The organism is uncultured Rikenella sp. (genome assembly GCF_947628055.1).
In the GTDB taxonomy this organism is placed as follows: domain Bacteria; phylum Bacteroidota; class Bacteroidia; order Bacteroidales; family Rikenellaceae; genus Rikenella.
On record NZ_CANQYJ010000072.1, the window covers coordinates 1 to 12953 of the forward strand.

Sequence of the window (12953 nt, forward strand, 5' to 3'; positions counted from 1 at the left end):
ACTTCCAGCCCGAGCTGAGGCTGTTGCTGAACCCTTGTCCCACCCCGTAGATACTCCAGTCGGCCCCCCCGAGCTCTAAGGCCTGGGTCGTGGCCAGCTCCTTGAGCCGATAAGCGAATCCTGCCTTATCCGCCTCCGGTTTGAACGTCACCGAGATTTGCCCGTTATCGTAGCTGGTAATGGAGGTGCGGAACATCTCTATCTCGTCGAATCCGCTTAGGAAGTTTTCCATAACGCGCATCGTCTCGTTAAGCTGATGCACGGTGCACCCTTCAGGTTGCGATGCGTTGATAATCAGCCGCGTACGCTCAGGATCGCTGTAGAAGTCGGAGTTGTACACATCCTTCGCAAACAGGCGCATAGAGCCCCCAAGGAGCATCTCCACGTAGGTTTTCGCTTTCTGCTGGTACCAGTTGCTGCCAATGGTCGCATTGTATGCCCTGACCCAGAGGGTGGAATCGCGTTTCGGCTCCTCCTTGTGTTCAATCTTGGGGGGCAGCATCTGCACCGGGATGCCAAATCCCAAGAGGGCCACGACGATATACACCCACCGGAGGCGCCTGCTGCGCTCCAGAAAACGGCCATAGGCAGCCGTAACGCGTGCCACCCGTCGTTTCCCCCGAGTACGATACCCCCGGGACAGGCGGCGCGAACGGTTGTGATGGATGGGGAATCTATCTAACAGGGCCGGAATGAAGAGTATCGAGATGGCCATCGACACCACTAAATTAATAACGATGACGGCGCAGAAGTCCACCAGGTTATCCCGCTGGTTCTCCGGCAGGAACAATACGATACTGAGCGCCCCGATAGTCGTCAGCAACGCCCCCATAATGGCCAGAAATACCCGTCGGTTGCCAAAGCGGTCATAGTGGTCTATCATGATAATCGAGGTGTCGATAATCATCCCGAGCGACACCGTAATCCCGGCCAGCGAGTAGAGGTGTATCTCCAGACCGAAGATATTGTAGAAAATAAAGGCCACCAGCACGTTACAAACCACCGTCAGGACAATCATCCACAGGTACCTGAGGCTCCGGCTGGTGAGGAAGACAAACCCCAGCAAAATCAGCACTGACAACCCCGTCCGCCAATAGATTTTACGCAACTCCCCGCGAATATACACTGACGTATCGTCGGCTAAGGTCATCGAGTACTCTGCCGGCAGTTCTGCCTCGATAGCGGCGATTTGCGCTTTGAGGGCGTCGGTCACGACCAGGGTGTTCACATGCTTCTCGGCATAAATCGTAAGGTTGATGTTGTTCAGCCCGTTGAGGCGGTAATAGGTTTCGGGTAGTTTTTGGCGGTGTTCGACCGTGGCGATATCCCCGAGCCGGACGATACGTCCGCCGGTCTGTTTGACCACCACTTCGCTCCATTGTTCCGGCGGCAGGGGGGCCTGTTTCAGCCCGATGCGTATCTGTCGCAGGTCGTCCGTTCCGGGGGCTGCCATCAGCCCCAGCCCCACCGGGTCGTTTCGGTTCAGGGTACTGAAAGCGGTGCGTATATCACCGCCCGTGATGCCGAGGATGGCGCAACGATTCGGGTCGAAGGTAACGACCCACTCGAAGGGCGTCGCTCCGGTCACCGAAACTCGACTCACCCCCTCTATCCGGGACAACGGCCCCGCTATATTCTGCTCGGTGTATTGCGCGATTTGCCAGGTCGGCAGGTCGGCATGGATGGTGTAGGTCAGTACGGGCGATGCGCTCTGGCCGTCCATTCCTGTGGAGAGTTGCGGGTAGGAGACTCCCTCGGGCAGCGAGGCGTAGAGTTGCCGAATCCGCGACGAGATGTCGAATCGCAGGGCATCCATATTGGCCTCTTTCTTGAACGAGAGCGACACCGAACCGCCATCTTTGTACGAGGCGGAGTACATCTCCTGAATCCCCGAAATCGGGGCCAGTGCCCCCTCGACTTTCGAGGTCACCTCCTGCTCGACTATCCGTGCCGAGGCTCCCGGCCAGCTGTACTGTACGCTGATGCCCTTTTGCCGCACTCCCGGCGAGTACTGGACGTTGAGCAGCGGAATCATGGTGACGCCGATGATCATCAGGGCCGCCATCACCAGAATCACTTGGAAAGGAGATATATGTTTGCCGGACATACTCATGGCTTGCGTTGTTTGCTGTCGCAGCGCCGGTAAATGTGGTAGTAGAAAATAGGAATCAGGTAGATGCTGACAATAGTCCCGAAGACCATCCCGCCGATGATGGCCAGCGACAAAGGCCGTTGCAAATCGTTTCCCATCCCTCCTGAAAAGAGGAACGGCACAATGGCCAATATCGTGGTCAGCGAGGTCATCACGATCGGTTTCAGCCGCCGGTCTCCACCGGTCAGCACGGCACGCAGCACTCCGTATCCTTCTTTCCGCAGCCGATTGAAGGTGTCCACCTTGAGGATGGAGTCGTTGATGACGATGCCGCTCATCACCACCAGTCCGATGAGCGACATGAGGTTAATCGTCGCACCGCAGAGCCATAAAATAAGCAATGCCCCCGATATATCGACCACGATTTCGGACATAATGATGAACGGCTGCACGAGTGATTCGAACTGCGAAGCCAGGATGAAGTAGAGCAGCAGCAACGATACGGCAAGCACCATAATCAGTTGTTGCAGGGTGTCTCGGTTGTCGAACCAGCGGCCTGAGAAACCTACCTCGAAATTCGCATCCCGTTCGACCGCCTGGCGTATGGCGACCATCGTCCGGGGCACGTCCCGATCCGGAATATCGAGGTTCAGGGGGTAGTATTCTCCTTCGGTTCCCGAGACGATACTCCGCAGGTCGCGATCCGGACTCTCGGTCACCAACAGATTGACCGGAATTTCGATCTTGTCGGTCGACAGAACCGTATGGGTCGCCAGCACATCCCGCACCGTTTGTTCCTCGCCCCCCAGCGATACCGGCAGCGAGTATTGCCCCTGTTTGATTTCCAGTATGCGGTTCTCGTGAAAGGCGCTTTTTAGCGCGTAATAGAGCGTCTGATAGTCCACCTTGTAGAGCGACATCAGGTTGCGGTCGGCGTAGAGGGTCATGTGTTCCTGCCACACCACCGGCTCGACGGCAATACCCGGCAGACTGTCTGCAATGGCGGTCAGCAGCGGGTTGAGTTTATCGGGTTCGGCGCTCCCGCTCCGGGGCCGCAGCCGCGCCGTGAGCATCGCGGTGTTGTCGGCAAATATCATCTCGAATATATTCCCCGCTTCCGCAGTCCGGAAAACGGCTTCCGGATAGTTCGCCTGCACGTAGGCTGCGGCGCGTGCGACAACCGGGGACAAGGAGTCCGGATCGACCACCTGGATATAGGCCAGGGCCTCATTCCCTGCGGTTTCTGTGGTGTGCTGAAGCACGAACTGTTGCTGTCCGGCCATAAGGGTAGCATGACTGACCGCCCCGCCCAAAGCATGGACAAGGCTTTGTGTCCGTTCCCGATTCTCGGTCGGGGTGATGGGCTGATTCCAGTCCACATGCAGCATGACATCTTCTTTCTCGATGGCCGGCAAAGCGGTCTTGTCGAGTTCGAAGTAAAACAGTATGCCGGATGCCGTGAATCCGAATACAAGCAGCCATACAAGCCATTGATGCCGAAAGACCCACAACAGACTCCGTTCGTATGCCCCTGCCATGTCGCGCACGCCGATTTTCTGCAAAATCCGGTTCTGTGCCCGATGCGTCCACCCGCGGTACAGCAACAGGTAGTAGACCGGTATAATCGTCATCGCCACGATCAACGAGGAGACCAGTCCAATGGTCACGGCCATCGCCTGATCGTAGAACATCGCTCCGGCAATCCCGCTCAGGAAAATCAGCGGCACGAAGATGGAACAGGTGGTCAGCACGGAACTCAACAGGGCCGAAAAGACCTCTCCGGTTCCCGTGACAATCGCCTCTTTGAGCTTCTGCCCCCGGTCCCATCGCTGCGAGATGTTGTCGATTACGATAATGGAGTTGTCGACCATCATCCCCAGCCCCAACATCAGTCCCGAGAGTGAAATGATGTTGATCGAGATGCCGAGCAGGAAGAAAAAGAGCAGCGAGACGAGCAGCGACAGCGGAATGGTCAGCGTGATGAGCATCGGCGCGCGGAAGTCCTGCATGAAGAAGAAGATGACCAGACAGGCCAGTACGGCACCGACAATCAGATTGCTTTCGAGGTTCCCAATCGAGTAGTCCAACAGTTGGGTCTGGTCCCGGGTAACGGTAAAGTCGATGTCGGGATAGTCCCGCTCGAAATAGTCCACCAGGCGTGCGACTTCGGCCTTGAGCTCGCCCATTCGGGCATCTGACTGCTTAATGACTGCCATGGTCACGGCCTCTTTTCCGTTGGAGAGCACGATTCCCTGCCTCTGCTGGGGCCGTTCGACGACGGTTGCCAATTCGCTGAGCCGGTAAATTCGCCCGGCGATATTTATCGGAATCCGCTCGATGTCCTGCCGTCCGCCGATGGTGGAGCTGAAGCGTATGTTGTATTGATATTGTCCGTCACGCACGGTCAGGTTGCCCATGCGGACATCGCTGGCTTGAATGGCCTGCTCGATTTGCGAGGGTTCCACTCCCATCGCTTCGAGTTTGATTGGGTCGGGGGTCACCACCAACTCCGGGTAGAGCCGTCCGCTTATATCCACGAAAGCCACCTGCGGCAGCTGTTCGAGTCGTTTGGCGATGACCGTTGCCGCAAAATTGCTCATTTCAATGAGCCGGTTTTCGCGGGCGCGCGCGTTCATCGCCTGATGGGCGGGGGTATCGGCCAGCGTGAGATTGAGGTAGAAGGCGGGAATATCCGTTGCACTAGCCTTAACGACAGTGGGCCGTTCGATCTCTTTGGGCAGCGAACCCATGGCGCGGTCGATGCGCTCGTTGACCTCGATGAAGAGGTAGTCTATATCGGTGCCATAGTCGAATTGCAGGAAAATCAGTCCTTTGCCGTCTTTTGCTTCGGCGGTGATTTCGCGCAGATGGCCGGTCTGCATGAGTTGTGACCGCAGCGGATTGATGACCGAGGCCTGTAACTCGCGCGCCGGTGTGTTCGGAGCGTTGATTCGCACGGTAATCTGCGGGATGTCGACTTCGGGCATCAACGAGACGGGCAGCATGCCGCTCGCCACGAATCCCAGCACAATCACGGCGATGGCACACATCGTAACGGCGATGGGGCGTTCTATCAGCTTTCGAATCATATATGATTTTCGATAATCGTCCGATTATTTGTCTCTGCCCGCACTGAACTGTCGCTTTTGTGAACGAAAACTCCGCGAAAAACTTTAGAGGATGTTTGCGCATCCTAAAGCAGCCGCTGGAAAGTTCTTTTCTTGAAAGCAAAGAACGGGGGCTCCGTATGGCAATCGGGAGTTATTCAGCAGGTCTGATTTCGACATCCGACCCGTCCGCCAGATTGAGGTTGCCCGACACAATCACCGCATCGCCCACATTCAGTTCAGCCCCCCTGTCCTTATTGGCTTCAACCGCGTGTGAGTCGCTGTTGGACATCTCGATCCGTACATAGGTCCACATCGCTTTCCCCGTCTGCGAATCATACCGGAACAACACCGAGTGGCCGTCCCGAACCAATACCGCACTTTTCGGCACCACCAACTGCCCCTCCACCCGACTCTCGACGTAAACCTTCACATTCATCCCGTCAATCAGCCCTCCCGGATTCGGAACATATGCCGTCACCATAATCTGCCCCTGGTCGTCCACCGTCGGATTGATACTCGTTATCCGTCCGGCATAGCGTTTCGACGGTTCGACGAAGGTCGACACGCTCACCTGTTGCCCCACCCGCATATTGGCCAGCTCGCTCTCCAGTACATTGAATTCTACATCAAAGGAGCGGTCGTTGATCACCGAACAGAAAAAATCCCCTTTCGGGTTCTCGTGCAGTTTGGTTTTGAGATTCGCGATCCGCCCCCCGAAAGGTGCTGTCAGCACGCAGTTCTCTGCCGCCAAACGGGCACTTTCGAGTCCTGTTTTCGCTTCGTCGTAGCCCGACCGCAGTTTGGCAATCTGCATGGTCTGGCTCGGCACCTGTGCCGAGTCCGCTGCATCATAGCCGAACCCCAGCAATGCGTCCTGCAAGTCGATGTCCGCCTTACGCATCGTCTGGCGTGCCTGTTCCAGCCTGATTTTGGCCTCCCGTTCGTCTACTCGTGCAATAACCGCTCCTGCAGAAACCTCGGTCCCGTTCCCGCCCGCCAGCCATACCACCGGCCCCGCAGCTGAAAATTGCAGATCGCTTTTCTGCTGGGCCCGAAGTTTGCCGTTGCTGATGAGCTGAGAGCGGAAAACACCCCGCCGCAACGTGATGGTATCCACCAGATTGATATTCTGTACCTGTGCCTTTTTGTTAGCAAGGATCTCCCCACTTTCCTGGCCGTCCCTCGTGCCGCCGCAGGAGGATAACAACAGCCCGCTCAATACTACGCTGCAACAACGTAAAAATAGGGTTGCCATAAGGATAGTTTATTTTTCGAGTGAAACCGGGTCGAAACCGTGGGCGATATTCCGCATATGCAGAAAATCGAACAGGGTGTACCGCTGTATGGTGTAGTAGTAGTTCCAGTAGTTCTGCAATTCGGTCAGATAGTCAGCATGTGCCGAGTTGCGTTCGCTTTGCGCCGTGTTGAAATCCAGCACGCTAATTTTCCCGGCCGCAAACTGCCTCATGGACAAGGCGTAGCGTTCTGCCGCCACCGAATCCGCCTGGGCTGCCACGGTGCACTGCTTGTTCTGATTGTTGAACTGCATCACCTTCAGGTAGATATTCTGTTTCATGTCGATTCGGTCTTTGTCCAGCTCCGCTTCGGTCACTTCCTGCTGCGAGAGTGCCATCCGCACCCGCCCTTTGGCCACCCCGCCGTCGAAAATTGGCACGCTAATCCCCATTCGAACCGTCTCCTGATCCAGCGGATTGTGATAAGCCCCCCCGATAGTCTCCGATACTTGATTCAACCCCAGTCTTGCATATACATTGACCTGCGGCCTGCGGTTAGCCTTAGCCTGCGCTACACTCATCTCGGCTTCGAGCTTTTTGACTCGATGCCGGTATTCAAAAGAGGTGTTGCTGAAGGCCAGCCGATAAGCCTCCTCGATGGGAATCTCGATATCGACCATGTTCTCCGGTATCTTGAGCATCACGGAGTCCCGCTCGTCATACATGAGGTATGACTTGAACCGGGCCGCTGCCAAATCAAACTGCAACTTGTTGGTGTTGATCGACATCCCCTCGTTCAGAAGCCGCAGCTCAAGCTGCATCAAATCGTTCTTGGAGATAGCTCCTATCTTGAACCGCTCCTGTGAAATCTTATAAAGGGTATCGGTATTGGCATAGTTCTGCCGGGCGATAGCCAGATTCTGCTGCGCGACAAGCTGGTCGAAAAAGTATCCCACAACGGTCGTCGTGATGGTTTCCATCGATTCGAGGTACTCATACTTGGCCATCTCATACCGAACGGGTTCGATGCGTTTGTCCCACTTGAGCTGGTTGAATCCTCCGATGGGCTGGTTGAATATGATACTCACCGGCGACGAATTCCAGATCACCTCCCGGGCAGGCGAAAACTGGTCGAGCCGCTCCAATCCCGTAAACAGCTGCACGTTTCCGCCCGTGGCCGCAATATTCTGCTGCAGGTAGAGGCCCACCGAGTTACGCATGGCATAATTATCCACATAATTATATCCCCCCGTCACCGCATTCTGGAGCGAAGTGTAGGATTTGTCGAAATTCGGAATGTTCCCGCTCAAGGAGAGCGAGGGTAACATCTGCGCCCGGTAGGAGCGATACTGCCAGTATTGGCTCAGGTACGTATGCTTGGCCATCATCGCATCGATGGAATAACCTTGGGCGCGCATAATGGCCTCCGGCAGGCTGAGGCGGACAACCGTGACCCCGGCAGACTGGGCATTTAGTTTCACGCATCCCGTACCGAGCAGTATAATAAAAGCTATTAGCTGCAATAAAACTTTCACAAGAGGCTGTAACTCATGGATACTCTTGCAAAGATAGTCATCTTTCAAGATAAATCCAACCATTATGTTCCGCAACGGGCTTCGGTTCAAACTTTCCCCCTCCATTCTTATTCATGTTTGATCCGGATAAACCCGCCCAACTTGTCATCGACTCCGATCGCAGCCACTACCCCGCTCCCTGCCGTATAGATCGTATCCCGCTTATCATATTTTCCTGACGGCCACCGCTTTGCCGAAGAAGGCGGGCCGGACGATTGCCGTTCGTTGTGGGATGCGCAGGCGGATAAACTCAAGAGGACTATCGGTTGTCCGAAAAAATGATAAATTTGTACTTTCTTTATTTCCCTGTAAAAAACAGGAACGGGAAATATTCGCACTCGCCGGGCCGTTTTACCTCCCGGACGACGAAGGACACGGACGCCGAATGAAGACAGTTTACCGATTCGTACTGAAAGCCTACGTGGGGCCTATGGTTCTCACGTTCTTTATCGTGATGTTCATCCTGCTGATGCACTATCTCTGGATGCACATCGACGAGCTGGTAGGCAAAGGACTGGGGCCGGGCGTCATCATCGAGTTGGTAGTCTACGCCAGCGCCACGCTGGTGCCGATGGGGCTCCCGCTGGCCACGCTGCTGGCATCCATCATGACGATGGGAAACTTAGGCGAAAACAATGAACTGCTCGCGCTGAAAGCAGCCGGTATTTCATTGCCCCGGATCATGAAGCCGCTCATCATTTTGATGACCGTGGTCTGTATCGGGAGTTTTTTCGTAATCAATAATTTCACCCCTTATTCTTACCGGAAGATGTTTTCGCTGCTGAGCGACATTTCCAAACAGAAACAGGAGATGAAGTTTCAGGACGGCATATTCTTCAACGGGATTCCGGACATGAGCATCCGCATCGGGCATCAGGATCCGGAGACCAACAAACTGAACGATATTCTGATTTACAACAACAAGACCTACAGCAAGATGCAGACGACGGTGGCCGATTCGGGATACATCCGCATTTCGGACGACCGCAAGTACCTGATCGTCGACCTGTATAACGGCCAGATATACGAAGAAAACCGGGACTACCAGTGGTTCAGTAAAAATGAACTGAGCCATCACCTGTTCGACGAACAGACATTGATTATTCCGTTGTCGGGCTTTGCGTTCGAGCGGTCGGATCAGGAAGAGTTCGCCTCGCGCAGCGAAACGAAGAATATGAGCGAATTGTCGCATAGCATCGACTCCCTGAAACATACCCAGGATTCCATGGTGACTAATTTTGAACACCGGTTAGTCCAATCGCACCTGTTCCGGAATCTGGCCTCTGCGAATCTGGACACGCTTCCCCGGCTGCAGTCGGTGTCGGTGATGGAGAAGCTGGATACGATGAGTGTCGAGAGCCGCAACGCCGTTTTCGGACAGGCTTCCAATTGGGCCGAGGAAGCGCGCAGCTATGCGGATTACGAGTCCGAGTATATGAGTTACACCTCGCAACTGCTCTATCGTGCCCAGGCCGATTTTCAGCGGAAGATCGCCCTACCCTTCTCCATCATGATCTTCTTCCTGATCGGAGCGCCGCTCGGGGCCATTATCCGAAAGGGAGGGCTGGGGATGCCGATCGTCGTGTCGGTGCTTTTCTTCGTGGTTTACTACATCATCACGATCACGGGCGAAAAATTCGTGAAAGACGGCCAATGGTCGCCGTTCTGGGGAATATGGATATCCAGTTTCATCCTCTTCCCTATCGCTATTTTCCTGACCTATAAGTCGACGAACGACTCGGCGCTGTTCAATCCGGATTCCTATAAAAAGCGGTTGGAGCCGGTCGTGGCGCTTTATCGGCGCGTGCGGGAACGCTTGTTGAAAAATCGGCATTAACAAACAGATACACAATTAGCTACATACATCGAAAGAAAATATGGAACGCAGACTGAATACCATAGAGGAGGCGATCGAAGATTTTCGCCGGGGCGAATTCGTCATCGTGGTGGACGACGAGGATCGGGAAAACGAAGGCGATCTGATCATTGCGGCGGAATGGATTACGCCGGAAAAGGTCAATTTCATGCTCAAACATGCGCGGGGCGTGCTTTGTGCGCCGATTACGCTGTCGCGGTGCCGGGAGTTGGATTTGCCGCATCAGGTGTCGGACAACACATCGGTGCTGGGGACACCGTTCACCGTGACGATCGACAAGCTCGAAGGGTGTACGACGGGGGTCTCGGCTGCGGATCGGGCGGCGACGATCCGGGCGTTGGCCGATCCAGCTTCCACGCCGGCCACTTTCGGACGGCCGGGGCATATCAATCCGCTCTATGCGCAGGACAGAGGCGTGCTGCGGCGGGCGGGGCATACCGAAGCGACGGTGGATATGGCCCGGCTGGCGGGCTTGTATCCGGCGGGGGCCTTGATGGAGATCATGAACGAGGACGGAACGATGGCCCGGATGCCGGAACTCTTGGCATTTGCCGATGAATACAACCTGAAAATCATTTCGATCGCCGACCTGATCGCTTACCGGTTGAAAGAGGATTCGATCATCGAACGGGGAGCGCGGGCGACTTTGCCGACACAGTGGGGGAACTTCGACATCGTGGTCTATCGGCAGAAGAGCAACGGGTTGGAACACATGGCGCTCATCAAGGGCGAATGGGGGGACGAGGAGCCGATTCTGGTGCGAATGCACTCGTCGTGCGCGACGGGGGATATTCTGGGGTCGTGCCGGTGCGACTGCGGGGCGCAGCTCCACAAGGCCATGGAGATGGTCGAGCAGGCGGGCAAGGGGGTGATCGTCTACCTGAGCCAGGAGGGGCGCGGGATCGGGCTGTTCAACAAAATCAAAGCCTACGCCTTGCAGGATAACGGGCTGGACACGGTGCAGGCCAATCTGAAGTTAGGGTTCAAGGCGGACGAACGGGACTATGGGGTGGGAGCCAGTATCTTGCATGATCTGGGGGTGCGGAACATCCGGCTGATGACCAACAATCCGCAGAAACGGGCGGGATTGGAGGGGTATGGGCTGCGGATTGTGGAGAACGTGCCGATCGTGATCGCGCCGAACAAGTACAATGCTCATTATTTAGAGACGAAGGAGCGGGAGATGGGGCATACGCTCGGATTGTTTTCGGGAAATAAGTAACCGATCATAAAACGTTGTTTCGGATGGATGCCAAACAGTTGAGAATCGTCTACATGGGGACGCCGGACTTTGCGGTGGAGCCTTTGCGGCGTTTGGTCGAGGGGGGATATAATGTGGTGGGGGTCGTGACCGTGCCGGACAAACCGGCCGGGAGGGGGCTTCGGGTGCAGGAATCGGCGGTCAAACGATATGCGTCGGTGGCTCTGCCGGGGGTGCCGCTGTTGCAGCCGGTGAAGCTCAAGGATCCGGAGTTCGTCGCTTCGTTCGAGGCGTTATATGCGGATCTGGCGATCGTAGTGGCGTTCCGGATGCTGCCGGAAATCATATGGGGGATGCCTGAATACGGGACGTTCAACCTGCATGCTTCGCTGCTGCCGCAGTACCGCGGGGCGGCGCCGATCAACTGGGCGGTGATCAACGGAGAACGGCGGACGGGGGTGACGACCTTTCTGCTGAACCGGGAGATCGATGCGGGGGAGATTCTGATGCAGCGGGAATTGCCCATTTCCGACACGGATACGGCGGGGACGGTGCACGACGGATTGATGATGCTGGGGGCGGGATTGGTGGTGGAGACGGTCGAGGGATTGGCGGCGGGGACGGTGAAATCGTTAGCCCAGCCTTCCGGAGACGAGGGGATGCTGAGACCGGCGCCGAAGATTTTCAAGGAGGATGGCCGGTTGGTCGCTGGGGATAAAACGTGGGGGGACTACCCTGTCCGAGAGTTGTATAACAAGGTGCGGGGGCTGAGCCCGTATCCGGGGGCGTGGTGCGATTTTCCGGGCAACGGCGGCTCGGCGGCGCCTTGGACGACGGCGAAGATTCTGGCGGCGCATATTGAGCCGTTTACCTCGGATCAACGAACGCAGGCAATGGGGGCCGGTTTCGAGACGGACGGACGGCGGTGGCTGCGGGTGGCGTGCGCGGACGGATGGCTTTATGTCGACCGGTTGCAGGTGGCGGGGAAACGGGCGATGGAGGTCGAAGAATTTTTAAGGGGATACAGAATATGAACAGGAAACGGACGGCGTTTATCGTCGCTTTGAATCCACGCCGGTGTGTGGCGTGTTGGAAGTGTGTCGAGGCTTGCCCGGAACGGGTGATCGGACGGGTGCGGTTTTTGTGGCATAAACATGTGATTTTCCGGCGGGCGGCGGATTGCATCGGGTGCGGAAAGTGTGTCGGAGCTTGTCAGGAAGGGGTCTTCGCGCAAATCTCTAAATGAAGATAAATCGTTCAATATCGAAAATACGAGCATGCGGAACGGATGGTTAAAAATCATAAACGGACGGATTATCACGCCGGAGGGAATTTTGCGAAACGGGCAGATTATCGTTTCGCCGGAGGGGAAGATCGTTGAGGTGACGGAGCGGAATGTCGAACTGCCGACGGCTTCCGAGGTGTCGCAAGAGGAGGCGTGCGTATGGGATGCGGGGGGATGCTATGTGGCGCCGGGGTGTATCGACATGCACGTCCACGGGGCGGTGGGGCACGACTTTTCGGAGGCGACGCCGGAGGCTTTTCGGGCGATTGCGCGGGCCCATGCGCTGCACGGGACGACGGCGCTGTTCCCTACGATCGCAGCCGATGCGGTGGCGGTTTTCCGGCGGGCGATCCGGACGTGCGAGCAGGTGATGGCCGAACCGGACGGAGCTGTCGATGGGGCGTGCATCATGGGATTGCACTTGGAGGGGAACTATCTCAATCCGGTGATGAAAGGGGCGCAGCATCCGGATCATATCTATCCGCCGAACCGGGAGGAGTACGTCGATTTGTTGGCGAGTACGGATTGCATCAAGCGTTGGAGCGCGGCTCCGGAGCTGCCGGGGGCGTTGGAGTTCGGG

8 protein-coding genes and 1 pseudogene are annotated in these 12953 nt (G+C 56.2%); 5 read left to right on the top strand and 4 right to left on the bottom strand.

Annotated elements, in window-relative coordinates; all coding sequences use genetic code 11:
* The 4 genes from Q0Z93_RS07340 to Q0Z93_RS07355 form a co-directional block, all read right to left on the bottom strand.
* A partial coding sequence (locus tag Q0Z93_RS07340; protein ID WP_298064247.1) for an efflux RND transporter permease subunit occupies positions 1-2113 on the bottom strand: 2113 nt, incomplete at its 3' end.
* Positions 2110-5181, bottom strand: a complete 3072-nt coding sequence (locus tag Q0Z93_RS07345) for an efflux RND transporter permease subunit (protein WP_298064249.1) — start codon at positions 5179-5181, stop codon at positions 2110-2112. The genes Q0Z93_RS07340 and Q0Z93_RS07345, both read right to left, overlap by 4 nt.
* 172 nt (positions 5182-5353) lie before the next feature.
* Positions 5354-6457, bottom strand: a complete 1104-nt coding sequence (locus tag Q0Z93_RS07350) for an efflux RND transporter periplasmic adaptor subunit (protein WP_298064250.1) — start codon at positions 6455-6457, stop codon at positions 5354-5356.
* Between the two features lie 9 nt (positions 6458-6466).
* Positions 6467-7972, bottom strand: a complete 1506-nt coding sequence (locus Q0Z93_RS07355) for a TolC family protein (protein WP_298064251.1) — start codon at positions 7970-7972, stop codon at positions 6467-6469.
* A gap of 424 nt (positions 7973-8396) precedes the next feature.
* On the opposite strand from Q0Z93_RS07355, the gene Q0Z93_RS07360 reads away from it, so the two are divergent.
* The 5 genes and pseudogenes from Q0Z93_RS07360 to Q0Z93_RS07380 all read left to right on the top strand — a co-directional run.
* A complete protein-coding gene (locus Q0Z93_RS07360) occupies positions 8397-9848 on the top strand; it encodes an LptF/LptG family permease (protein WP_298064252.1) in 1452 nt (483 codons plus the stop codon).
* Positions 9849-9888: 40 nt separating this feature from the next.
* Entirely contained in the window at positions 9889-11109 is a 1221-nt protein-coding gene (locus Q0Z93_RS07365) for a bifunctional 3,4-dihydroxy-2-butanone-4-phosphate synthase/GTP cyclohydrolase II (protein WP_298064253.1), read from the top strand.
* Positions 11110-11132: 23 nt separating this feature from the next.
* Positions 11133-12122, top strand: coding sequence for a methionyl-tRNA formyltransferase (gene fmt / locus Q0Z93_RS07370; protein ID WP_298064254.1), 990 nt, complete (start codon positions 11133-11135; stop codon positions 12120-12122).
* The gene (locus Q0Z93_RS07375) at positions 12119-12334 is read left to right on the top strand and encodes a 4Fe-4S dicluster domain-containing protein (RefSeq protein ID WP_298064255.1); all 216 of its coding nucleotides are present in this window, start codon (positions 12119-12121) and stop codon (positions 12332-12334) included. The genes fmt and Q0Z93_RS07375 overlap by 4 nt, the downstream gene beginning before the upstream one ends.
* 31 nt (positions 12335-12365) lie before the next feature.
* Positions 12366-12953 (top strand): annotated as a pseudogene (locus Q0Z93_RS07380) (amidohydrolase family protein); the annotation flags it as partial.

Excerpts from the sequence above, each read along its gene's own strand:
- fmt (WP_298064254.1), top strand. The coding sequence starts at position 11,133 with ATGGATGCCAAACAGTTGAGAATCGTCTACATGGGGACGCCGGACTTT.
- Q0Z93_RS07365 (WP_298064253.1), top strand. The coding sequence starts at position 9,889 with ATGGAACGCAGACTGAATACCATAGAGGAGGCGATCGAAGATTTTCGC.
- Q0Z93_RS07375 (WP_298064255.1), top strand. The coding sequence starts at position 12,119 with ATGAACAGGAAACGGACGGCGTTTATCGTCGCTTTGAATCCACGCCGG.
- Q0Z93_RS07350 (WP_298064250.1), bottom strand. The coding sequence starts at position 6,457 with ATGGCAACCCTATTTTTACGTTGTTGCAGCGTAGTATTGAGCGGGCTG.
- Q0Z93_RS07360 (WP_298064252.1), top strand. The coding sequence starts at position 8,397 with ATGAAGACAGTTTACCGATTCGTACTGAAAGCCTACGTGGGGCCTATG.
- Q0Z93_RS07345 (WP_298064249.1), bottom strand. The coding sequence starts at position 5,181 with ATGATTCGAAAGCTGATAGAACGCCCCATCGCCGTTACGATGTGTGCC.